The organism is Proteus sp. G2618, from assembly GCF_009915995.1.
In the GTDB taxonomy this organism is placed as follows: Bacteria; Pseudomonadota; Gammaproteobacteria; order Enterobacterales; family Enterobacteriaceae; genus Proteus; species Proteus terrae.
The window spans coordinates 143048-169813 of sequence record NZ_JAABNI010000014.1 but is presented as its reverse complement, the minus strand read 5'-3'; the positions used below and the strand labels follow the sequence as shown (position 1 = coordinate 169813).

The 26766-nt window shown below is 32.2% G+C and carries 31 protein-coding genes and 1 pseudogene; 15 read left to right on the top strand and 17 right to left on the bottom strand.

Annotated features, from left to right (window positions below; genetic code table 11):
* Window positions 1–95: 95 nt before the first annotated feature.
* A complete protein-coding gene (locus GWJ01_RS06255) occupies window positions 96–593 on the bottom strand; it encodes a GAF domain-containing protein (protein WP_109394228.1) in 498 nt (165 codons plus the stop codon).
* A gap of 233 nt (window positions 594–826) precedes the next feature.
* Between GWJ01_RS06255 and yebS the strand changes: the two genes are divergently transcribed.
* The 3 genes from yebS (at window position 827) to GWJ01_RS06240 (ending at window position 4842) form a co-directional block, all read left to right on the top strand.
* The gene (yebS, locus tag GWJ01_RS06250) at window positions 827–2128 is read left to right on the top strand and encodes a membrane integrity lipid transport subunit YebS (RefSeq protein WP_375804067.1); all 1302 of its coding nucleotides are present in this window, start codon (window positions 827–829) and stop codon (window positions 2126–2128) included.
* The gene (locus GWJ01_RS06245; protein WP_109402501.1) at window positions 2070–4388 is read left to right on the top strand and encodes a PqiB family protein; all 2319 of its coding nucleotides are present in this window, start codon (window positions 2070–2072) and stop codon (window positions 4386–4388) included. Before yebS ends, GWJ01_RS06245 begins: the two co-directional genes overlap by 59 nt.
* Before the next feature lie 211 nt (window positions 4389–4599).
* Entirely contained in the window at window positions 4600–4842 is a 243-nt protein-coding gene (locus GWJ01_RS06240; protein ID WP_075673379.1) for a DUF1480 family protein, read from the top strand.
* Window positions 4843–5145: 303 nt separating this feature from the next.
* On the opposite strand, the gene GWJ01_RS06235 is transcribed toward GWJ01_RS06240, so the two are convergent.
* The 4 genes from GWJ01_RS06235 to ftnA form a co-directional block, all read right to left on the bottom strand.
* Window positions 5146–5490, bottom strand: a complete 345-nt coding sequence (locus GWJ01_RS06235; RefSeq protein ID WP_109394225.1) for a YebY family protein — start codon at window positions 5488–5490, stop codon at window positions 5146–5148.
* A gap of 47 nt (window positions 5491–5537) precedes the next feature.
* Window positions 5538–6434 carry a copper homeostasis membrane protein CopD gene (copD, locus tag GWJ01_RS06230; RefSeq protein WP_109402502.1) on the bottom strand — a complete coding sequence of 299 codons (897 nt, stop codon included), beginning with the start codon at window positions 6432–6434 and terminating at the stop codon, window positions 5538–5540.
* The gene (gene copC / locus GWJ01_RS06225; protein ID WP_023582413.1) at window positions 6434–6826 is read right to left on the bottom strand and encodes a copper homeostasis periplasmic binding protein CopC; all 393 of its coding nucleotides are present in this window, start codon (window positions 6824–6826) and stop codon (window positions 6434–6436) included. The genes copD and copC overlap by 1 nt, the downstream gene beginning before the upstream one ends.
* 434 nt (window positions 6827–7260) lie before the next feature.
* Window positions 7261–7764 carry a non-heme ferritin gene (ftnA, locus tag GWJ01_RS06220; RefSeq protein WP_075673382.1) on the bottom strand — a complete coding sequence of 168 codons (504 nt, stop codon included), beginning with the start codon at window positions 7762–7764 and terminating at the stop codon, window positions 7261–7263.
* Between the two features lie 703 nt (window positions 7765–8467).
* On the opposite strand from ftnA, the gene GWJ01_RS06215 reads away from it, so the two are divergent.
* The 5 genes from GWJ01_RS06215 to GWJ01_RS06195 all read left to right on the top strand — a co-directional run bounded on the left by GWJ01_RS06215 (window position 8468) and on the right by GWJ01_RS06195 (window position 13594).
* Window positions 8468–8902: a universal stress protein gene (locus GWJ01_RS06215; RefSeq protein ID WP_072062602.1), complete on the top strand. Its 435-nt coding sequence runs from the start codon at window positions 8468–8470 to the stop codon at window positions 8900–8902.
* 311 nt (window positions 8903–9213) lie between these two features.
* Complete coding sequence (locus GWJ01_RS06210; protein ID WP_109394223.1) at window positions 9214–9594, top strand: DUF2628 domain-containing protein; 381 nt, start codon at window positions 9214–9216, stop codon at window positions 9592–9594.
* Between the two features lie 241 nt (window positions 9595–9835).
* Window positions 9836–10387 (top strand): class IV adenylate cyclase, encoded by a 552-nt coding sequence (gene cyaB, locus GWJ01_RS06205; protein WP_109394222.1) that lies wholly within the window; start codon window positions 9836–9838, stop codon window positions 10385–10387.
* A gap of 336 nt (window positions 10388–10723) precedes the next feature.
* Window positions 10724–11323: an NADH:ubiquinone reductase (Na(+)-transporting) subunit E gene (gene nqrE, locus GWJ01_RS06200; RefSeq protein WP_109394221.1), complete on the top strand. Its 600-nt coding sequence runs from the start codon at window positions 10724–10726 to the stop codon at window positions 11321–11323.
* Between the two features lie 672 nt (window positions 11324–11995).
* Window positions 11996–13594 (top strand): methyl-accepting chemotaxis protein, encoded by a 1599-nt coding sequence (locus GWJ01_RS06195; RefSeq protein ID WP_167392450.1) that lies wholly within the window; start codon window positions 11996–11998, stop codon window positions 13592–13594.
* A gap of 74 nt (window positions 13595–13668) precedes the next feature.
* Here GWJ01_RS06195 and GWJ01_RS06190 read toward each other — a convergent pair whose 3' ends face one another.
* On the bottom strand, window positions 13669–14406 hold the full coding sequence (locus GWJ01_RS06190) for a phosphatase (protein WP_099659652.1): 738 nt from the start codon (window positions 14404–14406) through the stop codon (window positions 13669–13671).
* A gap of 271 nt (window positions 14407–14677) precedes the next feature.
* Here GWJ01_RS06190 and GWJ01_RS06185 point away from each other — a divergent pair, with 271 nt between their 5' ends.
* Entirely contained in the window at window positions 14678–15115 is a 438-nt protein-coding gene (locus tag GWJ01_RS06185; protein WP_109394220.1) for a hypothetical protein, read from the top strand.
* 77 nt (window positions 15116–15192) lie between these two features.
* Here GWJ01_RS06185 and GWJ01_RS06180 read toward each other — a convergent pair whose 3' ends face one another.
* The 4 genes from GWJ01_RS06180 to GWJ01_RS06165 form a co-directional block, all read right to left on the bottom strand.
* Complete coding sequence (locus GWJ01_RS06180) at window positions 15193–16056, bottom strand: lipase family alpha/beta hydrolase (protein WP_109402789.1); 864 nt, start codon at window positions 16054–16056, stop codon at window positions 15193–15195.
* A 230-nt stretch (window positions 16057–16286) separates the two neighbouring features.
* Complete coding sequence (locus tag GWJ01_RS06175) at window positions 16287–16631, bottom strand: antiterminator Q family protein (RefSeq protein ID WP_161710861.1); 345 nt, start codon at window positions 16629–16631, stop codon at window positions 16287–16289.
* A gap of 272 nt (window positions 16632–16903) precedes the next feature.
* On the bottom strand, window positions 16904–17680 hold the full coding sequence (gene map, locus GWJ01_RS06170; protein ID WP_161710860.1) for a type I methionyl aminopeptidase: 777 nt from the start codon (window positions 17678–17680) through the stop codon (window positions 16904–16906).
* Between the two features lie 12 nt (window positions 17681–17692).
* Window positions 17693–17890: a ParD-like family protein gene (locus GWJ01_RS06165; RefSeq protein ID WP_036913277.1), complete on the bottom strand. Its 198-nt coding sequence runs from the start codon at window positions 17888–17890 to the stop codon at window positions 17693–17695.
* Between the two features lie 402 nt (window positions 17891–18292).
* Between GWJ01_RS06165 and GWJ01_RS06160 the strand changes: the two genes are divergently transcribed.
* Window positions 18293–18712, top strand: coding sequence for a hypothetical protein (locus GWJ01_RS06160; protein WP_161710859.1), 420 nt, complete (start codon window positions 18293–18295; stop codon window positions 18710–18712).
* A 202-nt stretch (window positions 18713–18914) separates the two neighbouring features.
* A complete protein-coding gene (locus tag GWJ01_RS06155; protein WP_161710858.1) occupies window positions 18915–19454 on the top strand; it encodes an AAA family ATPase in 540 nt (179 codons plus the stop codon).
* Between the two features lie 52 nt (window positions 19455–19506).
* Here the strand turns inward: GWJ01_RS06155 and GWJ01_RS06150 are convergent, their stop codons facing one another.
* The 3 genes from GWJ01_RS06150 to GWJ01_RS06140 all read right to left on the bottom strand — a co-directional run bounded on the left by GWJ01_RS06150 (window position 19507) and on the right by GWJ01_RS06140 (window position 20813).
* Window positions 19507–19752, bottom strand: a complete 246-nt coding sequence (locus GWJ01_RS06150; protein ID WP_109394215.1) for a hypothetical protein — start codon at window positions 19750–19752, stop codon at window positions 19507–19509.
* A 43-nt stretch (window positions 19753–19795) separates the two neighbouring features.
* Window positions 19796–20185 carry a hypothetical protein gene (locus GWJ01_RS06145; RefSeq protein ID WP_157957621.1) on the bottom strand — a complete coding sequence of 130 codons (390 nt, stop codon included), beginning with the start codon at window positions 20183–20185 and terminating at the stop codon, window positions 19796–19798.
* A gap of 346 nt (window positions 20186–20531) precedes the next feature.
* Window positions 20532–20813 carry a DUF5339 family protein gene (locus GWJ01_RS06140; RefSeq protein WP_109402785.1) on the bottom strand — a complete coding sequence of 94 codons (282 nt, stop codon included), beginning with the start codon at window positions 20811–20813 and terminating at the stop codon, window positions 20532–20534.
* Window positions 20814–21152: 339 nt separating this feature from the next.
* Here GWJ01_RS06140 and GWJ01_RS19020 point away from each other — a divergent pair.
* The 3 genes and pseudogenes from GWJ01_RS19020 (at window position 21153) to GWJ01_RS06125 (ending at window position 23150) form a co-directional block, all read left to right on the top strand.
* A pseudogene (locus tag GWJ01_RS19020) lies at window positions 21153–21563 on the top strand (DUF7832 domain-containing protein).
* 260 nt (window positions 21564–21823) lie between these two features.
* Window positions 21824–22909, top strand: coding sequence for a YedE family putative selenium transporter (gene yedE, locus GWJ01_RS06130; protein ID WP_109394213.1), 1086 nt, complete (start codon window positions 21824–21826; stop codon window positions 22907–22909).
* The gene (locus GWJ01_RS06125; RefSeq protein ID WP_109402784.1) at window positions 22884–23150 is read left to right on the top strand and encodes a putative Se/S carrier-like protein; all 267 of its coding nucleotides are present in this window, start codon (window positions 22884–22886) and stop codon (window positions 23148–23150) included. The genes yedE and GWJ01_RS06125 overlap by 26 nt, the downstream gene beginning before the upstream one ends.
* Before the next feature lie 211 nt (window positions 23151–23361).
* On the opposite strand, the gene GWJ01_RS06120 is transcribed toward GWJ01_RS06125, so the two are convergent.
* The 4 genes from GWJ01_RS06120 to GWJ01_RS18695 all read right to left on the bottom strand — a co-directional run bounded on the left by GWJ01_RS06120 (window position 23362) and on the right by GWJ01_RS18695 (window position 25218).
* Window positions 23362–23583: a DUF465 domain-containing protein gene (locus tag GWJ01_RS06120; RefSeq protein WP_075672624.1), complete on the bottom strand. Its 222-nt coding sequence runs from the start codon at window positions 23581–23583 to the stop codon at window positions 23362–23364.
* A gap of 241 nt (window positions 23584–23824) precedes the next feature.
* Window positions 23825–24175: an immunity protein Imm33 domain-containing protein gene (locus tag GWJ01_RS06115; protein ID WP_161710857.1), complete on the bottom strand. Its 351-nt coding sequence runs from the start codon at window positions 24173–24175 to the stop codon at window positions 23825–23827.
* 422 nt (window positions 24176–24597) lie between these two features.
* Window positions 24598–24939, bottom strand: a complete 342-nt coding sequence (locus GWJ01_RS06110; RefSeq protein WP_109402782.1) for a hypothetical protein — start codon at window positions 24937–24939, stop codon at window positions 24598–24600.
* Between the two features lie 123 nt (window positions 24940–25062).
* Complete coding sequence (locus GWJ01_RS18695) at window positions 25063–25218, bottom strand: hypothetical protein (protein ID WP_167392449.1); 156 nt, start codon at window positions 25216–25218, stop codon at window positions 25063–25065.
* Between the two features lie 1008 nt (window positions 25219–26226).
* On the opposite strand from GWJ01_RS18695, the gene GWJ01_RS06105 reads away from it, so the two are divergent.
* Complete coding sequence (locus tag GWJ01_RS06105) at window positions 26227–26418, top strand: YqaE/Pmp3 family membrane protein (protein WP_004242485.1); 192 nt, start codon at window positions 26227–26229, stop codon at window positions 26416–26418.
* Window positions 26419–26766: the final 348 nt, after the last annotated feature.

Sequence of the window (26766 nt, the reverse complement as noted above, 5' to 3'; positions counted from 1 at the left end):
GAAATTTCCTGATTACAACGGTTTTGCCAACCAGCGCAGGCATGAACAAGCGACATTATAATAGTGTTGCCAACAATTTCTATGGCAAACGCCTGTTAACTTACACAAAATTCACAATATTTTGCTGTATGACAAGTTTTCAAATGCTCGCAGAGCACGTCACACAACGCTTTAAGCCCATTTTCATCTTTTTTATCAAAACGATCAAAAATGGGACTATCAATATCGAGAACGCCGATAATTTGTCCATTTACTTCTAAAGGTAGAACAATTTCAGACTGACTTGCACTGTCACAAGCAATATGACCACTAAATTGGTGAACGTCACTTACTCTTAAAATTTTATTTTCAGAGTATGCAGTTCCACAAACTCCTTTCCCAAAACCAATTCTGACACAAGCAATTTTTCCTTGAAATGGGCCAAGGACTAATGAATCACCATCATTCAGATAAAACCCAACCCAATTTATCGTATCTAACCTCTCGTAAAGAAGAGCGCTGGTATTAGCAAGTGATGCGATAAGATCATTTTCACCAGACAACAAGGCTGACAAATTATCAGTGAGTTCCTGATAAAAAAGCGATTTTGGCATCATTAAACCCTATTTGCGTAACTAAAATAGATAACATACTCGTAATTTAGCCTATTTTATCTTGAGGTTGAATACTCCATTTTCAAGAATTGGGTAAAAAAACGATAATATTCCCTTAACACCCACAAAAAAAATCAGACACTTAGTATTGTAAAATGAAAGGCATAAATATAATAAAAATGATAACTTGTGAACCATTGAGTATAGGTGCTTTTTTTTAGCTTAATCAAACGATAACTCTTAAGAAAACCAACTTAGGCGAATTAACGAGCGACATAGTGAACAATATCGCAACAAAGGAAAAGAAATCAATACGCTGTCAGGAGTGTGATCACCTCGTGACACTCCCTCTCACATTAAAACGTGGAGAGGATGCTTATTGCCCTAATTGCCAAGCAAAACTTGCATCTTATCGATATTGGTCATTAACTCGTTTACTTATTCTCTCTATTACAATGCTTATTTTGGCATCAATAGCATTTACTCAGCCACTGATTAAAATCCATCTATTAGGCACAATGATAACGGCGAATGTACTTGACGGTATTCGCATGATGTCAGAGCAAGGTTCTCCTCTTACGGCAACGATGGTAGCCTTTTGTGCTATTGCAGCACCGCTTAGCCTCCCCATCGCTATTTTATATCTCCATTTAGGATCTCGCTTACGCCTTAATCTTCGCCCAGTCTTATTGATGTTAGGGAAATTGAAAGAGTGGGTAATGTTAGATGTCTATTTAATTGGACTTGGTGTTGCAACAATAAAATTAGGCGATTATGCAACTGTCTATATTGGCAATGGCTTAATTGCTTTTGTTTCTTTAATGATACTCAGCTTATTAATGCTAATTAACATTAATATGGACCAACTTTGGCAACGCTTTTACCCACAAAAAGAGATAGAAAAAAGCCCTGCAACTTGCCATGCTTGTCACTATCATTTTAAAAAAACGCCATCCACGCGCTGCCCCCGTTGTAAATCTTGTTATACCCCAAGACAGCCAATGAGTTTACAAAAAACATGGGCGGCATTAATTTCAGCAATAATTTTACTAATACCTGCAAATTTATTGCCTATCTCTATCTTCTATTTAAATGGCCAACGCAGTGAAGACACTATTTTTTCTGGTGTACTTTCCTTAGTGAATTCAGGCAATACACCAATTGCGATTATTGTTTTTATTGCCAGTATTTTTGTACCTTTTTTCAAAATTATTATTATGTTGGGCTTATTATTAAGCATTCATTTTAATTCTCGTATTGATCCTCTACTACGAATGAAACTATACCGTTTTGTCTCTTGGATAGGACGATGGTCAATGCTTGATCTCTTTGTGATTGGACTGATGATGTCATTGATTAATCGAGATCAACTGATGACTTTCACAATGGGGCCAGCGGCTTTTTATTTTGGTACTGCGGTTATTCTTACTATCCTTGCCGTTGAATGGTTGGATAGTCGTTTACTATGGGATACTTATGCAACAAGAAGAAAACGACGTTCAGGACACACAAGCCCAAATACGCCGCAAGCGTAAAATTTCGACATTTTGGCTACTCCCTGTTATCGCCATTTTTATTGCTAGTTGGTTGCTTTTCCAACATTGGCAAGATAAAGGCGTACAAATCACGATTGATTTTCAATCAGCATCAGGAATTGTCTCTGGCAGAACACCTATTCGCTATCAAGGTGTTGATGTGGGTCTTGTTAAAGATGTCACTTTAAGCGATGATTTACGTCGAGTTATTGTTACAGCTGATATCCGCAAAGATCTCTCGACCGCATTACGCAAAAACACACAGTTTTGGTTAGTTACACCTAAAGCCAGCCTTTCTGGTGTATCTGGGCTAGATGCTTTAGTTGGTGGTAACTATATCAGTATGTTGCCGGGTGACGGTGAAAAGCAGTTTAAATTTATTGCTCAAGAAGTTCGTCCTCAAGCTAATATCGATAAAAATCAGCAATTAATCACTTTGACAGCAGATAAACTGGGATCACTCAATGTCGACTCTCAAGTTTATTATCGCCAAGTTCCTGTTGGTAAAGTGTATAGCTATGCAATTCGCCCTGATAATCAGGGTATTTTTATTGAACTTAGTATCGATAAACAATATGCCCACTTAATACGTCAAGATAGCCATTTCTGGAACGTCTCTGGCTTTCAAGGTAATTTCAATTTAAAAAGTGGCGTATCTGTAAAAATGGAAAGCGTTTCTGCTTTAATCAATGGCGCAATTGCTTTTGATTCACCGGAAAACAGCCCTCCAGCACAAGAAAATCAGCAATTCGTTTTACAATCAGCTACCTCTGTAGATGCAGGCAAAGCAATATATGGTGAAGATGGATTAATTATTTCTCTAACCAGTGAAGAAAGCTGGGGAGTCGATGCTGGGCAACCTATTCTTTTCAGAGGAATTTCTATTGGTCAAATCATTCAACGTAATATGAGTGATGACGGGGTTATTTTTGATGCAATTATTGCCCCTGAATATAAGCATTATATTTATGAAAATAGTAAATTTGTCGCCAATAGTCGAATCAACGTCAATATGGGTCTAAATGGTATTGAAGTTCAAGGTGCAACACCTCAAGAATGGCTTGAGGGAGGTATTCACCTTATTCAAGGTACTAAGGGGGCACCTAAAGAACAGTATCGCCTTTATCGTAACGACTTCTTTGCAAAAGCCAGTGTTAATGGTAATGAATTACCCGTGACACTCACTTTAAAAGCATCAAGCCTTCCGGGGATCCAAAAAGGTTCAGTGGTTCTTTATCATCAATTCCAAGTCGGTGAAATTACTGATGTTCGGCCTTTAATGGATGAATTTGATATTGATGTTTATATTTCCAAACAATATCGCCATCTACTCACGGAAAAGAGTGTCTTCTGGACTGAAGGGGCTGCTAAAGTATCCGTTAATGGCTCAGGGTTAACTGTTGAAGCAACACCATTAAATCGTGCATTAAAAGGCGCGATTAGTTTTGATAACTTCGAAAATATCAATAATAACGTTTCACGTTACAAACTCTATCCATCAGAAACTAGTGCACGAGCTATCGGTGCACAAATTACGCTAAAAACATACGATGCAAGTAAACTCTCTGAAGGGATGCCTATTCGTTATTTAGGAATTGATATTGGCCAAGTCGAATCATTAATCCTTTCATCAGATAGAAAAGCGGTAATTGTATCAGCAGTTCTCTACCCTGATTATGTCAAAACCTTCGCGAGATCTGGCAGTCGTTTTGCTGTAGTTACTCCTGAATTAACAGCATCAGGATTAGATAACTTAGATTCACTTATTCAACCTTATATTAAAGCAGAGCCCGGTAATGGTGGCGTATATCGTCAATTTGAATTGCAAACATCCAACATTACAGACTCACGCTATCTCGATGGATTAAATCTTGTATTAAATGCCACAGAGGCTGGTTCAGTACAAATTGGTACGCCAATTTACTATCGTGGTCTTGAGGTTGGTGCCGTGACAGGTCTTGAACTCGGAAACATGTCTGACAGAGTATTAATTCACATCCGTATTAGTAAAAAATACCAATACCTTGTTCGAAATAATACAGAGTTTTGGCTTTCATCAGGATATAACTTCTCGTTTGGTTTAACTGGCGGTGTTATTCGTAGTGGTACATTCAAGCAATTTATACGTGGAGGGATCACTTTTGCAACACCACCTTCAACACCATTACAAGTGAAAGCAAAACAGGAACAGAATTTCATTTTAAATGATAAAGAACCCAAAGATTGGGATGAATGGGGAACGGCAATACCTAAACCTTAAAAATTAGATAATTCTGCCCTATTTCAGATAATTTATTTAAAGCGGATCACAAAAAATGATCCGTTTTTTTTATTTCTAAAAAATATTTTGGAAATAGATTCCATTTATACTATGCTTAATTTTGTTTGGTCAAAAAGCATTCTTTAAAATAAATGCCACCAATAAAACACAACGGGACACAACACGACATCGCTTAAACTGGAGCTTTATTATGAAAAAAACAACGTTAAAAATTGCTTGCTATGAAATTGAAGATATTACTTTGAAACACTCTTCTGATAACCAATTAACTTATATTCATATTCCATGTGATTATGACAAAGAGTTTTGCATGCAATTAGATGGATGGGATGAAAACACAAGTATTCCAGCCCAATTGAAAGATAAAAATATTCTGCTTTATCGCCATGCTTATGATAAGGATAGCCACCACTGGATCTTAAAAGTGGCGTAACGAGATGCTAAAGCGAAATAAAAAAAGCCAGATAAATCATTTATCTGGCTTAGGGAAATGGCTCATTGTGAGCCGTGCGCTAAAAACTAATTGCTGATTACTACATAAACAAAAATCGAGGACTAACTCAGACTTTTTTATCTCACAACCTACTGTTAAATATTAGCTAACAACATGTAAAGATCCAGTAAACAGCCCAGTAGCACACTATTTTCTATTCAAAAAATTATCACTCTTAATTTTTATTATTTAAATCAATGCGATAAAAATAAAAAACTCTTAACCATATTATTAATCACTTGATTAATTATTCTTACAGAGCGACTTAATCGCATTTTGTATCACTTCTACTGATTTTTTCTTTTCAGGTGTATTCGGATCCGGTAGTAAAATAACATCAATTAACTGTGCTTTTACTTTTCCACTTTCCATTTGTTCCATTGCAATTTCATTAAGTGGATATTGCATCAGTGTTGCTGGATTAATCACAAACCAAGCACCATCAGCACGACAATTGAGCATCACCTCTTCTCGTGTAAATGGCCAGTCGTCACCAAATTGAAGCTTACTGACCGTTGAAATAGGTGCTGCCGAGAATGCTTGAAAAGAAAACAGCATTAACATTCCCGCAAATAAAAAACGTTTCATGTGGATATCTCATTTAAGAAATTAGGTTTTTTCGATTATATAACAATCTATACAGGTGAGTTAATCGCAAAGATGGCGACAGTAAAAATAACCATTGTTCCAAGTAACAGCTCAAACCAACTATTCACTAGTAACCATTGAAAATTATTTTTCTTACGGATATGAGGAACTAAAACATAACGGTTGATTACGGCTAAACCAAGCATTAACAGCACTAAACTAATTTTAAGCCATAACATACTTTGATATTCAGATGACAATGGTACTGCCGGCCATCCTGGAATTAACATTACGGCACTGATAATACCAGTAATTGTAACCAATAAAACGGCAATATGACCCAAAAGTGAAAACCGCTTCATGGTACCAATAATCGGTTTGATCATTCCATCTGCAAGCTCGTCTTTATTCCGCAAAAACTGTAAACAAGCAACAAATGGCCATAAACCACCAAACCAATACGCAGCACTAATAAGATGAATACTTTGATTAAGCTTATAAAATATCGCTTCTGAACCTGTAAACATTGCACCATGACCTATAGATGCATGTAAGATCAACATAATCGAAGCAACAATTAATAGAGAAAAGTTACGAACATAACGTTGGTGTATAAATAAAACAGCTAACGCAATGATTGCCAAAACTAATTGCCATTGCCAAACTTGACCAAATGAAGTACCTAATACCGCTTTCCATATTTCAAATGACCAAGCATCCTCCCATCCATCGCCCATAATACCGGATTGTACAGCCATCCATAGATAAGTCGTAATAAAGACAGTGACAGTACTAATGGCTAATGCAGGACGCAAACGAACTTGAATAAGAGGAATGAACTTATCTTTTGCAAGAATGGCAGCCGAGAAGCTCAGTCCGAACATAAACATGACTGCCACGAAATGGAAAAAACGGCATAAAATATAAACGTCTTCAGGTGTCATTATTTTACACTAAATTGATAAGAACCTTTTGTCTTGTGCCCATCAACAGAAACAACGTTCCAATTAACTAAATAGTTACCTTCAGCTAAATCACTTTCTAAAGGCAATAACAATTTAGTATTGTTAACAGGGTCTAAACTCAATTTTCCTACGGTAATTTCTTTACCATCGCTATTAGTAACTTTGATTTTGCTAAAGGCTAATTCAATACCTTCAGAGAAGTCTAGCGTAATAACTTTAGGCGCTTGCGCTTGTTCAATAGCAGCACCTTCAGCAGGTAACTGTGATTTTAAGTGTGCGTGTGCTAATGCTTGTTGGTATGACATACCAAGGAATAAAACAGCAATAGCCGATAATTTACCCCAAGATGTCTTAAGTGTATTTAATGACATAATAACCTCTTAAATTACAGGTGATTTTTTTATTTATGGAAATATTTTATAGCAAATTTACGTCAAGATCTTCGCTTCTTGATATTAGAAATAAAAGGTTGTGAACTAGCACTCAAAATATATGTTATTTAGACCAGTTTCTGTTTCAAATATCACCCATTTTTACACTTCGAAAAAATATAATACCCATATTGACAGTCTAAACAGTTCAATACATAACCGAATACAACTAAAAGTAAAATAAACACCTTGTATAAATAACAATCAAAAAAAATTTTAGGATAAAAAATACGCAAACGAAAGTGAGGAAGAGATAAAAAATAGGAATAAGAATAGAGCTAATGCAGAAGAATAAAAAAGCGCCCTGCTATTCATTCATAGCAGAGCGCAATAATTCATTTATTAACTTAAGCTATCTAAAACTTTATTAATAATTAAACATGTGCAGATGTTGATAATGTGTTCAGATCTTTATCTAACAAGAATAAAGCCTTACCACTGTCACCCACCATTGCTAATTTATCTAGGATTGATTTGAATAGTTTCTCTTCTTCATGCTGTTCTGCAACATACCATTGTAAGAAATTAAATGTTGAATAATCCTGAGTCGTCATTGCAACATGCGCTAATTTATTAATCTCAGATGTAATATGTTTTTCATGTTCGTAAGTTTTATCGAACAATTCAGATAATGATGAGAACTCAGCTGGTGGAGCTTCAATCGCACCAAGTAAAGGCATTGCGCCTGTATCACTTAAGTAATCAAATAAACGGTGCATATGTTCCATTTCTTCACGAGAATGAGCTTTTAAAAATTTAGCAGCACCATCAAATCCTTTGTCATCGCACCAAGCACTCATTTGCAAATAAAGATTTGCTGAATAAAATTCTAAATTTAGCTGTTCATTCAATTTATTGATCATATCTTGATGTAACATATTTTACGTCCTTTGCGATGAAAATTAACATTATGGATATTATGCACACTTAAAAATAAAAATATAGCTATTTACATATAGTTTTTGTTTATTTTTTTAATCAATTATCTGTAATAAAAATAAAAACCAATCTCATTTGTAATATGCTCTCTCTATATTTTAATGTTAAATAGTACTTATTATCATTAAGAGTAAACATGCATTTAATTATCATCATAAAACAAACATAACACATTGAAAAATAACAACATAACGCTCACTCTTTAATTTTACCTTTAGCTTTTATATTTATTGTTTTTTCTTTGGGATTCAAATTTTCTGTATTAAAATAAAATATAAATTATATTTTAGCCATTAAATGATATTCAAGAATAAGCTTTATCACATATCAAAAAATATATGCAAAGTGATATCTATAATAATTATTATTAAAAAAATAAAATATTCGGTCTATTACTTTTTAATACTTCCCTTTTTCTATAATTTCTATTTGATATTTCTACACATTTATTGGTTCAGATCGCAGTTTTTTTTCACTTTTTTTCATATAAAAAAATACATAACTCTCAAAAAATAAAAATAATTTCAATTTTTGTGCAGTTTTTCATTTTGACTGATAAGATTAGTAGGTAACTCATATTTGTATGCACAAAAAATTAATATTAAAGCCCTAATCATAATAAAAGGTTAATTAGGAGCCACTATGACAAAAACAGTGTTAGTACCCGTTGATTTTACAGAGCTTGGTTTATTGGACAAGGTTGTGTCTCATCTAAAAGCATTGTCTGTCGCTGACAAATTGAATATTCATTTTTTATCAGTTATTCCAAGTTATGAGTCGTTTGTCGGATTTGCATTCGCAGGCCAAGATAGACTAGCTAGTGACAAACAACGTATTGAAATTGCATTATCCACACTAAAAGAAAATTTATCGCATATTGATATTCCCAATAGTACAACTCAATTTTATGTGTCTATAGGTAATCCACGCGATAAAATTTTAGAAACCGCAAAAAAAATTCAAGCAGAGCTGATTGTCATTGGTTCTCGTAATCCTGGGATGAAAACTTATCTTCTAGGTTCTACCGCATCTTCCGTGGTCAGTTACGCAGAATCATCTGTACTAGTCGTGCGTTAATCACCCACTCCCTACTTTTATAAGAAATCTGGTATTCGTCATAAGCCAGATTTCTTATTCTTTTCACCATAAAATCCATTCAAAATAATATTTTATTTTATTGCCATTATTTTTAAGAGTAGTAATTAAAAATATATTCTAAAGCAATAAGATAATTATTAAAAAAATAAAATCACATTCTCTTTAATACCTTTATATAAATGAATATATTAATAATCTCTTAATAAATTTATATTGTTCACGATGTTAAATTATGTAAAAATACTTTTCCATCAAGACCAAATTTAATCAACAGAGTAAAAGGAATTAAAATGAATAAAGAAATTTCCGAAAAATGGCAAGAGCGTTTTTCATTTTTTGATCAATATGGCTCACCTAAAACATCAGAATATAAAGCTGCTTATAAAGCACTTCCCTTTGGTAAACGTATTCTTATCGGAATGAATATCTGGGCATTTTTCTTTGGTTTTATTTATTTTCTTATTTTAGGTTTATGGCGTAAAGCATTAACATTATTTGCTATTAATATTGCTATTTTTACTATTATTGGCTTCTTACCTGTAAATAACGGTGTTATCAATGCTGTAGGTATAGCAATTAACGTTTTATGGGCTATAACAGCCAACTATGCGTATTACTTGAAAGAAACCAAAAATGATCAAAGCTGGAACCCGTTTGAAGGTGTTCTGTAAAAATAAAAGGGGCAATGCCCCTTTTATTTTCTCTTATTCATTCCTTTATTAATAACATCATTCCTCCTTCTTCTTATTTCATAGTCATTCTATCCATTACTCTATTTAAATATTTTTATATAACTCTCTATAATGATTGTTTAAAATAGAAAATAATGAAATAACACTAAAAGTTCGTTTTTACCTCAGAAGGATACTTTGCTAATGCTATAATGCATTAACACTAAATTAGGGAAAACGTATGTCTAATCACTTTCAAGGTAAATTTGAAGCCGAACTAAAATACCACCTTCAAAATCCAAAAGAATTTATTAACGAATTAAAAAAGTCAGGAGCCACATTATTTACGCCTGAGAATCAAGAAACAGATTGGTACATGGAGCATGATAATACTGAATTTTCAGCTCCTACTATCAGTTTATGTGTAAGAAAAATGCTCCCTGCAGGAATAAACCTTCTTATCGTTAAAGGCCCTGATTTATCACAATGTGAAGCTGTTCGTATTGAAGATGCAGAAAAAACAGTCTCTATGTTCACGACGCTTGGTTATCATTGTATTCTTAATTATACAAAATCAAGAGAAATCTATTTTCTAGATGAGTTTCATATCACTATCGATAAACTAGATAAACTAGGATCATTTGCTGAGTTTGCTATCATGACGGACGACCAAAACAAACTCTCGTTCTATGCTGACCAACTAAAGCACTTAGCCACAAAATTTGGCTTTACAGAAAAAGATCTTGAGAAAAATAACTATAAAACACTAATGTTAAATAACCTCAAGTCATAAACAATTTTACTAAGTAAATATCCTCATAGAAATTATCAAAATTCTCTAATCAGAGCACCGATATTCTATCAATAGATATTGGTGCTTTGTCATTTCTAGCATTGTTTTATCTTATCCACTAAAAAGTAAAAAATGACGAGTCGAATAGAAAATTTATTTGAGTGCCATATTTATTATATTTATCTGAGAATGTCATTCTCCCTACCTCAAATAAAGCATCTTCTTAGTCAAAAAATGTCATTCAGATCTAACTTTAAAGATATTTTTGTAATACCACTTATATTAAGGTACTGTTTTTACTAGAATTAGTAAAAAAATATATTAATAGGAGGGTTTATGCTTGAAAATTACCTTAATATCTTTATTAAGGCGACTTTTGTTGAGAATATGGCATTAAGTTTCTTTTTAGGAATGTGTACTTTTCTTGCTGTCTCTAAAGAAGTAAAAACCTCATTAAAACTGGGTCTTACTGTTACTGCATTATTGATTATTGCCACACCTATCAATAACTTAATCTATCATTTCATTCTAAAGAAAGATGCGGTAGTCGAAGGTATTGATCTTAGTTTTCTTAGATATATCACTTTTATTGGCGTTTTAGCGGCATTAGTTCAAATTTTAGAAATGTTTTTAGATAAATTTATCCCTTCGCTTTATCATTCATTAGGGATCTTTTTGCCTTTATTGACTATTCATTGCGCTATCTTTGGTGCCACCATTTTTATGGTTGAACGTGACTACACATTTACTGAATCAGTGATATATGGTGCTGGGTGTGGCATAGGTTGGCTACTTGCGATTATCGCGCTCTCTGGTTTACGTGAAAAAATGAAATATTCAGATATTCCCAAAGCATTGAGAGGACTAGGGATCACATTTATCACGGTAGGATTAATGTCTCTTGGTTTTATGTCGTTCTCAGGGATTTCGCTTTAAAAGTTTATTTTTCATCCAATTTTCATACATCATTAATGTAAGCTTTATTTATAAACGGGAGGGTAATATACCTTCCGTTTATAGTGATTTCGTCTGTTTTCTTATTTTTTATCTACTGTGATCTTTTTATCTCTCTCCCATTTTAACGTTAGACTCTCTTATTTATTCTTTAAAATCAATAAAAAATAATTTAATTTATTGCTGTTTTAATCATTATTACTTTTTTATTTTATAAATAGAAACACTTAGACTATTTAAATCTAATTGTTTAAAAAAAACCAATCAGTCACATAAAATTAATAATAAATCAACAGGTTAAAACTTATTTATTGAGATAATATCTTTTATCTCATTTTTACCATTTATCGTTAACTTTTAATATTTAAGATAAATTAATTAAAAATCAAAGTGTTGCAAGATAAATTAATACATTTAATAAATTTATTAATTAGAGTAATAAATAAGCATAAAGAATATTTATAAAATGCCGATACTATTTTTTAGTATTTGAAAAAATCAAAAGGATATATGGCATTAAATCAAAGAATGATCTAAAAAATATTTATATTTTTTCTTAATTCTTTGTATATACCAGTTACAGGAAGTAAAAATAAAACTTAAAAATCAATAAACTACACAGTTATATTTTTATGAAAAAGGAAATAACATTACATGTTTAAGAACTTCAAACAACGTTATTTGCCAAACGTCTCTTTTACTATGTCGAGTTTAAAAACAACCACTTTAGTTTGGCTTATTACAGGCTCTTTAATCTTACTTCTTGGTCTAGCTTGTGTTTTATTCCTCTCTTCAGTCAATGATTACAAGAGAAACTTAAACACACTAAATAATATCTACCATGAACAATCACTATTGAATAACACTTGGGAAAATCTCTTACAAACGCGTAATACCCTAAATAGAGCCAGTTCCCGCCACTTATTAATTATTAATAAAATGGCTACTGCAAATACGGATATCTCTTCATTATTACAACAAGCTAAAGAAAAACTTCAACTCGTTGAAAACGGGTGGGAAAGTTTCAAGAGTTTTCCTCATAATGTTGAAAATCAAACTTATATACAACAACTAGAGCAGAAATATACTGAGCTTAATGCAGCATTAATTGAATTTTTAGCCTTTCTAGAACAAGGTAAAACATACGAATACTTAAATCAACCAACACAAACCTATCAAGACAATTTTGAACAAGCTTATACTACCTATCATCAACAACTAGAAAATTATTATACGGCTTCATTAGATGAAGGCGAGTTACTGTACGATAAAATTATTTATAGCTTAATTGTCATTTCAATATTAATTGTTATTTTTTCTTTCTTAGTTCAGATTGTACTGCGAAAAAACTTTATTTCACCTTTAAACGCGATAATGAAAAATATCGAAGATATTAGTAATGGAGAATTAGCGACTGATGTCACGACAAAAGGTCTATTTGAAATAAATATTCTCACTACTAATATTCAAAAAATGCGAGACCAGATAAAACGGATCGTAAATAACATCAATCACAGCTCTGGTCTTATTAATTCCGAACTAAGTGATATTGCTGTTATGAACAATAATCTTGCCATTCGTGTTGAACAACAATCAGCAGCTGTACTCGAAACCTCAGCAGGAATACGGCAATTAAGTGTGACATCAAAGCAACATGCAGAAAATACACAAACATCATGTGAGCTAGTAACAAAAGCAGATACGATGATCCATCAAAGTAATGAAATGCTCGCTAACGTTGTTGAAAATATGCATGAGGTTGTCACGTTCTCTGAACAAATTAACGATATTACCTCTACGATTGACAATATCGCCTTCCAAACAAACTTGTTGGCTTTAAATGCTGCCGTAGAAGCGGCAAGAGTGGGTGAACACGGAAAAGGTTTTGCTGTTGTTGCTAAAGAAGTAAGAGAATTATCCATTAGCTGTAACTTAGCATCAAAAGAGATAAAAATACTTGTCGCTAATTCAAGTAAAAAAATAAATCAGTGTTTTCAGTTAGCTGCTGACGCAAACGATAATATGATAGATATTTCTAAACATACTGAAAATATTAATGAAATGATCCACGATATTTCTATTTCTACAAATGAACAAAGTAATGGTATTGCCCAAATTGAAGATGCGATAAATCAATTAGATCAAACAACACAAGCTAACTCAACAATGACACGGGAATTAGTCAGTTCATTAGATTCTTTGCAAACACAATCAGATAGATTAAAACAAGAATTGACTGTTTTTCATCAGTAAGTATTAAATCTACCTACAGCATAAAAGCTATCTTAATCTTAGGATAGCTTTCTTATTACTGATTTAGGCTAATATTAAAAATGGCTAAATTCAGGGATCTCTTTTTTACCATGTGATTTTAGAAAATCTAACACTCTTCTTGGAGTTACATTCAGTATACGCTCATGTGGAAAGTCTATTTGGGCTAATACTTCTAATACTCGATCAAAATTTCCTAGTGAAGAAGCTATATGTGAGTCAGAACCCAATGCAATTAATCCTCCTGCATCACGCACTGCTTTCGCTATTTCTATACAGTTTTTCTCACTTCCTACTCTAGAATGAATAAATGATGAGTTATTCATTTCTAAAGCAACGTTGTAAGTGGCAGCTACTTTTGCAACCTCAGCAATATCTATTGGATATTTTGGATTGCCCGGATGCGTTACCATTTGAATACAGCCACTTGCTATTGTTGCAATTAACGCTTTTGTATTATCAACAAGGCCTAATGAACTCATTACCGGATCATGAAAGCCAGCAAGTACAATATCTAATTTCTTACTCATTTTCTCACTGCAATCTGTTTCACCTTTAATATTTTTAATATTCGCTTCTATACCATAAAGAATACCAACACCATCAATAATACGAGGGATCACAGGTAAGTTAGAAAAATGCCATTCATGAGGTGCATCATCCATATCTGGGCCATGGTCAGTAATTGCAAACAATTGAATTCCCTGCTTTTTAGCTTGTTGAAAATATTCACTAACTGTACTGTAAGCATGTGTACTAGCAATAGTATGAGCATGTAAATCAACGGGATACATAAACAACTCCTTCCTAAAAACACCTAACAACTAACAACTAACAACTAACAACTAACAACTAACAAACGATATATTATCCACTTCACTTTTTCTCACATTAGCAAGAAATGAAGATAATTTTTGATAAATATGCTTTAATCTTTAACATACTATTTAATATCAAATAGATAAATAAAGTTTCACTTTAGTACTATACACAAGAATTTTGAAAACACATTATATTGTGTAATTTCATTTTAAATATGGCTTTCAACTTTATAAAAGGTTATTTATGTTCAGCTATCCAGCAGTCGCTCATTTTGATGAAGAAAGTGAAACTTACGAAATTACCTACCGTGATTTTGATAATATACACGCTGTTGCTTATACAGAAGATGATATTGAACTAGAAGCCTCTGATATTTTGCATGTAGGTCTTGAAGAGTTTGTTGCGAGTAAACTGCCCATTCCTACACCATCCAAAGCACAAACTGGTGATTTTATTGTCTACTTACCTCTTATTAGCTGTTTAAAAATTGCGTTACATAATGCTATGTTAGAAACAAAGACAAAAAAATCTGATCTTGCAAGAAAGATGAATTTAACGAGCGCTCAAATAGAGCGTCTACTTGAAATTAATCAGACCTCAAAAGTAGATAGTCTAGAGCAAGCACTTTATTTATTAGGCTATGCCATTTCTGTCAGCGTTAATAAAAATATCAATCAATAATAGTTAAAATAAAAATGGCTCTAAATTAATTAGAGCCATTCGTATTTGATTATTTCACAACCAGTATGCAAAGGTAATTAAAGCTTTTTACTTGCTAAAAAATTCGCATGGTTTGTATAAATAGCAACAATATCTTCACCACGCCCGACTAATCCAGCAACCTGATTTACCATATCCAGATGATCTTCAGCATAATCATCCTTAATCAGTTTACCTAATCGCATACTTGTACGACCTACTAAGCCATCATTTTCACGCTCGGTAAAGAATGCACTTAATACACGCATTGCTGCATGAGTAGGATCCAGTAAATTACCTCTTTCACCTGCAATCAAACCTTGGATATAACTACCAAATGAATAGTAATGAACGCCATTTACGACTTCTTTGCCTTCACCACCACGAATAGCTGGCAGCCCTTGTGGGTACTTTTTATTAAATTCTGTTACATTTTCAGTTGTTAATGCTTCTAATGCAGCGATGGCATCTTGTGGATTACCTCGATTACCTGAAAATGTAGAAATAATAGTACCAATAGCTTTCATTACAGCATCAGCAACATATTCTGGCACACTATCCTTACGCATAATGCGTCGTACTAAATCTGCAATCTCTGAACCATGGTTTACACCATTAACAGAGGTAACAGAAGCAATACTTTTAGCATGCTTTGCAGCAACATAACGGCAAGCTAATGGGCCTTGGCTATGACCGATTAAATTTACTTTTTTTGCTTTAGTTTCTTTGAGAACTTTTTGCACAAACTCCCAAAGTTGTTCGCCACGAACTTCGTTCGAGTTAAATGCGGAAAGAGATGCAGTGAAAACTTTATGGCCATCCTTTTCTAATGCATCAGCGATACCATAAAAATAAGGATAGCCGACGATATCATCAAAACCAGATAAACCATGAACTAAAACAATTGGATATGTAGTTGACATATTTTTCCACTCCTTGGGTTTAAATTAATTTATTTAATTTGCTAAACATCCTATTAGCAATACTTAAAACAATAGTTAGAATACAATATTTAAAATATAATCTTTGAAGTACAAAATTATAGTAAACATCGTATTTTGATACCTTATTTGTTCTAAGTGTTATTAGATTAATCTCTATTTTACGATCGTAAAGCATTATTTTAATAAATTTTGATTTTTTACTAATAGTCTCAATTAAATCTGGAGAAAATTAGCATACCCTCAATCATTCCTTCCGCTTTTTTTAACTTTTTACCAATATACGTATCAGAACATTGATCATATTTTGCAAGCTGTATAAACGTTTTACCAAAAACATAATAATTAATAATTAACTGATAATCTTCTTTGTTGTGCGCCATCAATCTTTTCATTAAATCATTGATAATATTTGCATTATGATGAGTGCATTTTTTTCTCAATTTTATACGATCTGGAATAACCTCTTTTCCATTATTATTCAATACATTAACAGCATCTTGATCATTGGCTACCCATGATCCCCACTCTTCTAAAGTTTTTGAAATATTCTCCATATTAACGTCCTTATTTTTCCATAGAGTAACAATCGCATCCTGCAATCATTTAATGATGATCCATTAATACTTAATAAGTATTGATATTAATATAGTGGCCAAAGTGTAATTTACAACTCGGATTTATAAAAATATGAGCTATAAACTTAATTTATTGATAGAAATGAAAAATAAAGGAAATGCAACTAGCCACTTTAATTAAAAATTAAATCATTTTGAAATTACAAAGAATATTTTTTCTTAAAATGGCTATAAATATAAGAGAGTTGTAATTATGGTAATACTTCTTCCGGACGTAAAGTGAGTACTTCATACCCTGTTGCTGTTACTAAAATAGTATGTTCTGATTGAGCGGATAATTTTTTATCCCTTGTCACAACAGTCCAACCATCTTTTTTGGTTTTTATTTTAGCGCCACCTTGATTTATCATTGGTTCAATCGTGAAAGTCATACCTTCTTTTAATTCAACACCTTGACCTTTAATACCATAATGTAGTACTTGTGGCGCTTCATGCATTTCTCTTCCTATTCCATGCCCACAGTACTCTCTCACTACACTATATCCATGACTTTGTGCAAAGCTTTGAATAGCATGACCAATATCACCTAATGTCGCACCTGGTTTTACTTCCTTAATACCTTCCCACATTGCTTGATACGTTGTTTTTGCTAATTTCCGCGCGATAGGAGACGCCTCAGGCATAATATACATTTTACTAGAGTCAGCAATAAATCCATTTTTTTCTAGTGTAATATCAACATTAATAATATCTTTACTTTTTAAGCGCTCATCTGATTTTGGTACACCATGACAAACAACTTCATTTATAGATGTATTTAACACATATTCATAGCCATATTGACCTTTACTTGCTGGTCTCGATTGAAGTTCATTGACAATAAAGTCATCAACCTTATCGTTAATTTCTAGTGTAGAAACACCTGGTATAATAAAATCATCAAGCATTGTAAAAACTTTCGCTAATAAGCGTCCTGATTCACGCATTAACTCAATTTCATCGGCCGTCTTAATCGTTATTTTATCCATTCTTCTTTCCTCTTATTCTACTTCTTGCTTGATGGCTTCTTTTTCCAGCATTTCATTGATAATCATTGGAAACGTTTTATCTGGGTTTAACTCTGCTTGAATGCCAATTTTTATCCAAAACTCTGCCTGAGCATTAACAGAGCGTGACATCACATTGCTTGCTTTTCGCAAGTATTCATGTAATTCATCAGAAATTTTTACAATACCCACGACAATCCTTATATACAGATCATTATAAAACATATACGTTCTATAATAGAATCAAATTCATCTTCTTTCAATTGCTATTAGATAGTTATCGTAGGCATAAAATGCCTAAATAAGAAAATAAGGGGAAATAGTACTCAAAATAAAGAAATCCTATTTTTTGCTTTTCATATATTTCATTTTATTCATCCATAAATTCATAATGTTTGGCTTCAAACTATCCTAAATTGCAGTTATTTATCTTCTGTTACTGAAAGTATTGAAGCATATCGATTATCAGAAACGCCTTCACAGATAATATCTATATTTTATCAAAGTGGCGTTCCATCTAACTCTTATTCAAAAATTGCGCGAGTTAGCGAAAGTCCATTACAACTATCAGTTTTAACTGAAAACAGAAATATAATGCCATTATATTTTTCGCAAAATAATCAATATTTATTGTATGGAAAACAGAATGAGCGCTATATTATTTTCTTACATAACACTAGTCATAAAATAATATACGAAGCTGTTATTACTGTTGATGGCTTAGATGTTATCCGTAGAACTGCGAGCTCTTATCAAAATAGAGGTTATTTATTAAGACCTGGAGATACTTTATTTATTGAAGGTTTTAGAAAAAATCAGCAACAAGTTGCCGCTTTTCTCTTTAGTACACCTGAGGAAGGATATGTAAACTACAATGCTCAAGGTGATAAAAGAAATACGGGTGTAATTAGTGTTGCTCTTTTTGAATCAAAAGAAGGCACACAAGAAATAATCAGTAAATGTAGTTATTTACCAAACGCTTTTCCAAACAGTAACTATGCACCAGAGCCTTGAATTCCTTAATATTTACCCATTAATTTTTTTGATTTTCCATAAAATAAAACCGCTTGAGATTTATATTAACATTTAATGCTAATGCACTTTTTCTAGTTCTATTTTTTAGGTATATTTAATATCTAACAACTCCCGTACCCCCCCTACATACCATCCTTATTCTCTTTTTCTTTCTTAATTATATAAATTTATAGGAGTTATTATGCCTGAAAAATCACATCGCATTATACTAACTGGAGGCCCTGGCTCTGGAAAAACCACACTAATAAACGAACTTAAAAATAGAGGCTATCCCTGTTCTTTAGAAGCAGGAAGAGCCATTATTCAAGACCAAAGTGTTATTGAAGGAAATGCATTACCATGGACAGATCCTAACGCTTTTGCACAAGCAATGCTAATTTGGGAATTACGCTCATGGCATGAAGCAAGCAATAATAAAATACCCTATTTCTATGATAGAGGCATCCCTGATATTGCAGGATATTTACTCCTATGTGGTTTAGCTATTCCCAAACATCTTGATAAGGCAATTACCTTATTTCGTTATACTACAAATGTGTTTATAGCACCACCATGGCCCGAGATATACACTCAAGATCAAGAACGAAAACAAACCGAGAAAGAAGCAGAAGAAACCTATTTAGCAATGATAGCTGTTTATAGAAAATATAACTATAATTTAATAGAGATACCTAAAATAGAAATAAATGATAGAGCTAATTTTATTATTAATAAAATTTAGAGAATTATTATCAGCCAGTAGTAATTACTGGCATAGATAATAGTATTAAATTTTAATAAGAAGCCATGATCCGTAAATCAGGTTTTTCTCCTCGCATAATAGCTCGCTGTTGTTCATGAACAGCTTCATTAATTGCTTTTTGCTCTCCTGGTGTTCGAGTATTCTTACCACAAACTAATGTAGAACACACTGGGCTGCCTATTCTATGGCTCCCTGAATTACCCGCACTAAAAGTAACGTTATCAGTAGCACAACCTAGTAATAGAAATGATAATAATAAAGTAATTGCTATGCGCATAATTTTCCCATATGAAATTAAATTTTAAATTTATATTAAAGTATTAATAGGCATCAAAAGTATAATGTGGCTTTTGTTTCCATTTGAATTCAACTGTTTGTTTTTCTTCATTCCAAATAGGCTCAGAAACTGGCATGGTAAAGCTTATTTTTTGAATAGGCTTTAATGTTGAATTATTATTGCTTAAATACTGATTGTTTATTGATGGTTTTTTCTCATTTAAACCAACTTTAAAAATTTGTCCAAGCCTTTGTTTTTCTTCTTGCACTTCTATTTCAAAACGAGATTGCTTTCCCAACATAAAAACTAAGTTATTATTTACCTCGTGACTATTAGGAATGCGATTATCAGTATGTATCCCAATTAATTTAGCTTGAGTTGTCTTATTAGTGGTACAACCAGAAGTTATAAATACAGAAAGTAATAAAAACAAAAAATAATACATAAATTAAATATCAATAAGAAATAGGAATAAATAATTATTCCATAAAATCGATTCATCAACAAAATAAATTTTACTATTTATATAAAAATAGAAAAATTCGCTCATAAAATGATGATATAAAATGACTTTAGCTATAATTCAGTTAAAGATACAGAGCAAAGAAAATACTTAACAAAAATAATTAGAATGATAAAAACACACCCATTCATGAAGAATATGAATAAACAAAAGCAATGCATAAAGAAAATATATAGTAACTGACTATATTAAATTATTGTCATATGGAAATAAAAAGGACACCAACAAGGTGTCCGCTTAATACAATAAATAAAATTTATTGAGCTGCTGACATTTTTTTCATTTGCTCTAAAGAATCTAAAGCTTGCTTACAAGTACTTTCTTGAACATCTTTAGGTAATGCTGCAAATTGTTCTTTAGCTTGAGCATATTGCGCTTTCATCGCTTCTGCTTGAGCTTTAGTTGCATCATTTTTTGCCATCAACTCAACATAAGAGTCAGTTTCTTTAAAATAGTCTTCACATGCTTTAGATAAATCAGCAGAAACAGCAATAGAAGAAATTGATAATAAACTCAATGCTAGAATAAGTTTTTTCATAAATATCCTTTAAGTATCATTTACAGTTAGAAAGTAACTTCCATTATTTTTCTTAAGTCAGCATTATCTCAAAGAAGAATAAAATAGGGATAAGTATTATCTTAATTAAAAAAATAAAATCTCATCTAATAATGATTAAAATAAAAAATAAAATCAAAATGTGATAATTGAAATTAGTCTGTTATTTTCAGTATTATTTAACATATTGATTTATTATTTTTAAACTAATATGTTATTGTTATCTAATAGTAATTTTATTTTTATAGCAATACTACTGTTTGTATATTTATAATACACACTATAATCAAATTATCTCCACTAACTAATAGTGGTAGAAAAGTGGAAATTGATAGAATCCGCTGGCACGCATATGGTGATTTTCCTGATAACCTACCACCTGAAAGTGGAGGTATACATATAGGATTCTATTTGACTTAGATTATTGAAAACAGCTAGAAAGAGAAGACCTACAAGAAGATGCAATTGATGAGTTAGAAATGGTACGTAAAAGAAAAATGAATGGTCTGGCATTTCTTATCCAAGTTTGCGACAAAAAAATTTATTAGTGATGACTTGAATGATAAAGGATATGCTTTCACACAACATTATTACGGTTCAGAAAATAATAACTATTTCGAAGATTTCGAGCATGTTTTAGCCCAAGGACTCCCTTCTTCATGTTACGTTGAAAACTCATGGGATAATTATGACAAAATTGCACCTGTAATTACAGATGCATATACAAAATGAAAAAAAGAAATAAATAATTAAATTAACCGCTTTCTAAAAGCCAACTTTCATCCTTCATTATTAGCAATAAGTTATTTAAATAATAATTAACTTATTACGCATTTAATTAACATTCTTAAATTTTAAAACCTAACCTTATTCAATTTATTAATTTTGACGTGATCTATATACAAGAATCACACTTTATTCTTATATATAGTTGCTCCGTACTTAATAGGTTCTATTAGTCAGGGGGGCTCCCCCATCAACGGAGGCATTTAATGTCTATAAAATGGGTTTTAATTCTATCTGGATTTGTTATTGGTGCTATTGCGTTACTTCTTGGTATTAACGGAAATCCACCTAATATGGGTGTTTGTGTAGCTTGCTTCATTCGTGATAGCGCAGGAAGTATGGGCTTACATCATACCGAAACAGTTCAATATCTTCGTCCTGAAATATTCGGTTTTATTCTTGGTTCTTTTGTTGCCGCACTTATCTTCAGAGAATTTCAATCAAGGGCAGGCTCTGCTCCTATTATTCGTTTTACACTAGGTTTTCTAATGATGGCTGGCTGCTTAGTTTTTTTAGGGTGCCCATTAAGAATGGTGCTTCGTATCGGTGCCGGTGATTTAAATGCTGTAATAGGATTAGTTGGATTAATAATAGGAATTGGCATAGGTAGCTTATTTATTAAAAAAGGATTTTCTCTCCCAAGAAATTATCGTCAATCCCCTATAGAAGGTTTTATTTTACCTATTATATGTATATTCCTATTTGCTTTATTCTTATGGAACAGTGATATATTCAATGCCAGTGTAAAAGGCCCTGGAGCAAATCATGCACCAGTGTGGATGTCTATTATCGCAGGACTTATTATTGGTTTTATTATTCAGCGCACAAGATTCTGCTTTATTGGAATGGCCAAGCATGTATTTTTATCGCGTAACTATAATATGGCGTTTGGTGTAATCGCATTAACACTTGTTATTTTTTTAGGTAATCTTTATTTAGGTAAGTTTAATCTTGGTTTTGAAAATCAACCCATAGCCCACAGCGATGGATTATGGAATTTTCTCTCTATGTTGCTTGTAGGCTTATGTGGCGTACTCATTACGGGTTGTCCATTACGGCAACTAGCTAATGCTGGTCAAGGTAACTCAGACGCTGCTGTAAGCGTCATGGGTATGTTAGTAGGAGCTGCGTTTGCTCATAACTTCTCTTATGCCTCAAGTCCTACGGGTGTTACGGATAATGGTAAACTGGTTATTGTTATTGGTTTATTGTTTGCTGTCATTGTTGCTGCTATTTATACCTATGCTGTAAATAAAGCAAAAGATAATGGAATTAGAAAAAATGACGCATAACTACTTATTTCTTTTTCATGAGCAATACGCTGTAAAAAAACTTCAGCAACAACTCCAACAAGATAATTTTTCCTCAAAAATTATTGATGCTCCACGTAAAATATCATCAGAATGTGAATTGGCCGTATCCATTTATTTTTCTAACGATGAAATTTATAAACAGTATATTAATGATAATGTTAGAGCTGTTTATAAAATAAGTTCACATCATTTTGATGTACTTTGGAAAGACGAATTTTGACATAGTACATAATCAAATTATCATTATTATTTTTAGAACCTAGACAGTTAAAAGGCTACAAATGTAGCCTTTTCTTTATAAATAAAACCATCTGTTTTATATAACTTTTTATTCAAAAATAGATTGTCTTTCTAAAAACGAAAAACCATCCATTTTTAGTTAGATGGTTTCTACATCTTTATGTATTTATAGAGTAATTATTTTTTATTACTCACTCTTCTTCCGGTGGATTTTTGAGGATTTGATGAATTTCCTCTTTCAGTTTTAATTTTTGTTTTTTTAGCTCAACAACCTCTTCACCATATCCTCTTCTATCTTTATGCTCTAATCTAACAATTTTATGGTCAAGTTCGTTATGTTGTTCAAAAAGAGCACGAAAATGAGGATCAGTCTGACGAAGTTTTGAAATTAAATCACGATATTCTGGAAACATAAATAGCTACCTTCCTTATTAATTGTGAATTAAATACTCTTATAATATTTACCCAAACTGATTAACCTGTCATTGTCTTTATGTTAAAAATAAGACCAACATCAATTAATATCTTTAATTTTCAAAATAACTTAATATTTTTATATTATACATTCTCAGCATAGTTATGAATTTCAATTCGAAAGAGCATATAAAACTGTAAATCTACTTAATCCAAAAATTATAAAATAATGATAAATACTTATTCAATTATCTCTTCAAACCAAACATCTTCATATCCGTCTCTATCGATAATGAAATTATACCCTTCTGGTAAATAAAGATAATTTATTACTTCAGGTAGCACTTCTTCCAAATGTTCTGCATGCAATGATTGATAAAAATCGTCCTTTGCACAATATTCCTCGCAATAAAAAAACCAGCTTACAGTGTTACCTTCTGATTGCTTTATGCGTGTTCCGTAAATGGGATAACCATTTAGGTTATCTAAAGCAATTGCTACCATTTCTTCTGGTTTTTGAGGCAAAACGCCATATCTTTCGCACATAATTTTCTGTTGTTCAGTAATAAATAATTTATTGTTTTTATTCATGTTAGATCTTCAATTTCACAAGAAAAATTCGAGAAAAGAGTTTATTAGCTCTTGATTATAATCAGCTTATCGTTATATACCAAGTATTGATAAAGGAGAACATGCCCCATCTATTCGCATAGCAAAAAGTAAAAAAGCAGGTTGCTAAAGAGAATAAAAAAACGTCAATTCGCCTTAAAACTGGACGACATAAGGCACAAAAGCACTTTTTACTAAAAAAAAGCATTTATTGTTAATTTATAAAATGAAAATTCACTACATTTATACTGATCTCTAATAGTTTTTTATACCCATCTATTCGAGTCACTAAGCCCAATGCCGCCACATTGGGCTTTTTTATTAACAATAGTTATTGATATCATTTTTCATTACGACAGAATCAAGTCTTTTTGACTCTATTTAACTGTTTTTTAAGACTAAAATCATTTAAATAATAATGGTGAAGCAAGTAGCCCTACAACTATAGAAACTAAGCCATGCAGTATTAAGGCTATTTTAATTCTTACTATGTTAACGTACTCTTTTTTACGATTATCTAACCATTCATTTAATGCAATAAAAAAACAGATAAAACAATAAATTCCCGCACCAAAAATAATAAAAGCAGCTGTTATGGCTCTAGATAAATTTGACCAACCACCTGAATTAGAATGTGAGCTTAATTCATTGTAAATAAGCAGTCCTGCAACAACCAATGCCCCCACCCCAAATGCCATTAATATTCCCTTTCCCACCACTTTATTTTCAGTTTTATTAATATCCATACTTATTACCTTAAAAATTAATATGTATAAACTATAATCTATTATTACTATTGCTACTCTATTTTATAGTATAAATAATAAAACAATGATGCCGACTAAATTCCTTCTCGTCGGCATTAGTAACTATTTATTAGGTGAAATATCTTGCTCTTGTAATTTAGAAAGTGCTAATTCTTTCATCCAATCTGCAAGTAGTGGTGCTGTTTTTATTGAATCCAATAATGCTCGTTCTTTTTTCGTTAAACGAATAACAATAACTTCTGTTTTCATCGTAGACATAATAATTCCCCATTTGTAAAAGAGAAAATATTGACATAAAACAGTGACAGAACGGTCTGACTTACATGCTTTTACAAAACCATCATTTAAAGATGGGTTGCAATACGCTATTGATAGGATATTTGCGATATAGTTCGTTGTTTATTTTTAGGAAAAACATTAGGATATTACATCCAATTAGTTGACCATCTTCACAGGATAATTTAAGGTATTTTTGGCCTAAATCTAAATCCTATATCCCAGTGTCAACCTGACTATGTAATGCCCCTAAAACAAGATAGGACTCGACTTGCCCTTGTTCTGCAGCTTTTGTGTACCATTTTACGGCTTTAGGATAATTTTTCTGCGTTTCATACCATAACCCAAACAAAGCTTGTGAACTTGCATTCCCAGCTATGACATCATGACATGTTTTCGGTAATATGGAATTTTGGTTAGTTCTAATAATATCAGCAAACATCTCATCACAATTTTCGGCATAACTAAATAGTAGAATACATATTACAATTAAAAAAATAATATTTTTTTCAAAGCATCTCCAATAAAAGTATATTTATATGAAAGTTTATAACTGATTATTACTATTTTTAAAAGATAAATATACCTAGCAAACAATACAATAAATAAAATAGATTCAAAAGATACATTAAACCAATTATGGGGAATGTTAAAAACATCATGCTAAAAACTTCATGTTACTTTCTCATTAATAGTGTTTTTTAGCATATTATAAACTACAGGGATTGAGGTAAATTAGAGTGACTTTTTAAATAAAGCCCTGTTCCAACCTTAATATCCTTATGGCTATGGCTGATCGCATTTGTGGAGTTTGTCGTATTTAGCGTCAAATCAATATTTAACCTACTTAATGCTCCCGCCATAAACTCAATCCTTGGTATGAACACAACAAAATCAAACTTTCACCCTGAATAAATGCAATATTTATTGTTATTTGCTATTGATTTAATTATTGATAAACTGAAATTTCGAATAATAGAGGGGGGTTTTATGAGACTTATTCTGGCGTTATTACTACCTTGGTTACAATTTTTCACGATTGGACGCCCATTTGCTGGCATCTTTTGCCTTATCCTACAAATCACCTTAATTGGGTGGATCCCTGCGGCTATCTGGTCAGTTTATGCCCTTTCTCAATACAATACAGATAAAAAAATTGAGAAAATGTCTCGCGGTGGTTAACGATTAAGCCCCATTCATGTGGGGCTATCAATTAGCTAATACACTCTCAGTGACATTATCTCACGCCTTTTCTTCCGTGATTTTCCTCTTTCATATCGGCATAGAATCCATTAATTCTGGTAGAGATATTTTCGGATCACCGGTGACTACCTTCAAGTGGGTCGGTTTCGAGCGTCTTTCTGTCATCGATACCTCCCAGAATAAATTTTTCATTTCGCGGTTGTGTGCACAAATGAGGGCGCTAGGTAATCTAGGCGAAATTGTCTGAGCTTTTATACCTCCCCACCCTGTATTTCATGGTGTTATTATTGATGCCAATAAAAATTGGGATCGAATGAATGTCATCCG

What these genes read in the sequence shown, in the direction of transcription:
- GWJ01_RS06255 (WP_109394228.1), bottom strand. Translation starts at nt 593, where the DNA reads ATGCCAAAATCGCTTTTTTATCAGGAACTCACTGATAATTTGTCAGCC.
- GWJ01_RS06245 (WP_109402501.1), top strand. Translation starts at nt 2,070, where the DNA reads ATGCAACAAGAAGAAAACGACGTTCAGGACACACAAGCCCAAATACGC.
- GWJ01_RS06240 (WP_075673379.1), top strand. Translation starts at nt 4,600, where the DNA reads ATGAAAAAAACAACGTTAAAAATTGCTTGCTATGAAATTGAAGATATT.
- GWJ01_RS06235 (WP_109394225.1), bottom strand. Translation starts at nt 5,490, where the DNA reads ATGAAACGTTTTTTATTTGCGGGAATGTTAATGCTGTTTTCTTTTCAA.
- copD (WP_109402502.1), bottom strand. Translation starts at nt 6,434, where the DNA reads ATGACACCTGAAGACGTTTATATTTTATGCCGTTTTTTCCATTTCGTG.
- copC (WP_023582413.1), bottom strand. Translation starts at nt 6,826, where the DNA reads ATGTCATTAAATACACTTAAGACATCTTGGGGTAAATTATCGGCTATT.
- ftnA (WP_075673382.1), bottom strand. Translation starts at nt 7,764, where the DNA reads ATGTTACATCAAGATATGATCAATAAATTGAATGAACAGCTAAATTTA.
- GWJ01_RS06215 (WP_072062602.1), top strand. Translation starts at nt 8,468, where the DNA reads ATGACAAAAACAGTGTTAGTACCCGTTGATTTTACAGAGCTTGGTTTA.
- GWJ01_RS06210 (WP_109394223.1), top strand. Translation starts at nt 9,214, where the DNA reads ATGAATAAAGAAATTTCCGAAAAATGGCAAGAGCGTTTTTCATTTTTT.
- cyaB (WP_109394222.1), top strand. Translation starts at nt 9,836, where the DNA reads ATGTCTAATCACTTTCAAGGTAAATTTGAAGCCGAACTAAAATACCAC.
- nqrE (WP_109394221.1), top strand. Translation starts at nt 10,724, where the DNA reads ATGCTTGAAAATTACCTTAATATCTTTATTAAGGCGACTTTTGTTGAG.
- GWJ01_RS06195 (WP_167392450.1), top strand. Translation starts at nt 11,996, where the DNA reads ATGTTTAAGAACTTCAAACAACGTTATTTGCCAAACGTCTCTTTTACT.
- GWJ01_RS06190 (WP_099659652.1), bottom strand. Translation starts at nt 14,406, where the DNA reads ATGTATCCCGTTGATTTACATGCTCATACTATTGCTAGTACACATGCT.
- GWJ01_RS06185 (WP_109394220.1), top strand. Translation starts at nt 14,678, where the DNA reads ATGTTCAGCTATCCAGCAGTCGCTCATTTTGATGAAGAAAGTGAAACT.
- GWJ01_RS06180 (WP_109402789.1), bottom strand. Translation starts at nt 16,056, where the DNA reads ATGTCAACTACATATCCAATTGTTTTAGTTCATGGTTTATCTGGTTTT.
- GWJ01_RS06175 (WP_161710861.1), bottom strand. Translation starts at nt 16,631, where the DNA reads ATGGAGAATATTTCAAAAACTTTAGAAGAGTGGGGATCATGGGTAGCC.
- map (WP_161710860.1), bottom strand. Translation starts at nt 17,680, where the DNA reads ATGGATAAAATAACGATTAAGACGGCCGATGAAATTGAGTTAATGCGT.
- GWJ01_RS06160 (WP_161710859.1), top strand. Translation starts at nt 18,293, where the DNA reads ATGCCATTATATTTTTCGCAAAATAATCAATATTTATTGTATGGAAAA.
- GWJ01_RS06155 (WP_161710858.1), top strand. Translation starts at nt 18,915, where the DNA reads ATGCCTGAAAAATCACATCGCATTATACTAACTGGAGGCCCTGGCTCT.
- GWJ01_RS06150 (WP_109394215.1), bottom strand. Translation starts at nt 19,752, where the DNA reads ATGCGCATAGCAATTACTTTATTATTATCATTTCTATTACTAGGTTGT.
- GWJ01_RS06140 (WP_109402785.1), bottom strand. Translation starts at nt 20,813, where the DNA reads ATGAAAAAACTTATTCTAGCATTGAGTTTATTATCAATTTCTTCTATT.
- yedE (WP_109394213.1), top strand. Translation starts at nt 21,824, where the DNA reads ATGTCTATAAAATGGGTTTTAATTCTATCTGGATTTGTTATTGGTGCT.
- GWJ01_RS06125 (WP_109402784.1), top strand. Translation starts at nt 22,884, where the DNA reads ATGGAATTAGAAAAAATGACGCATAACTACTTATTTCTTTTTCATGAG.
- GWJ01_RS06120 (WP_075672624.1), bottom strand. Translation starts at nt 23,583, where the DNA reads ATGTTTCCAGAATATCGTGATTTAATTTCAAAACTTCGTCAGACTGAT.
- GWJ01_RS06115 (WP_161710857.1), bottom strand. Translation starts at nt 24,175, where the DNA reads ATGAATAAAAACAATAAATTATTTATTACTGAACAACAGAAAATTATG.
- GWJ01_RS06110 (WP_109402782.1), bottom strand. Translation starts at nt 24,939, where the DNA reads ATGGATATTAATAAAACTGAAAATAAAGTGGTGGGAAAGGGAATATTA.
- GWJ01_RS18695 (WP_167392449.1), bottom strand. Translation starts at nt 25,218, where the DNA reads ATGTCTACGATGAAAACAGAAGTTATTGTTATTCGTTTAACGAAAAAA.
- GWJ01_RS06105 (WP_004242485.1), top strand. Translation starts at nt 26,227, where the DNA reads ATGAGACTTATTCTGGCGTTATTACTACCTTGGTTACAATTTTTCACG.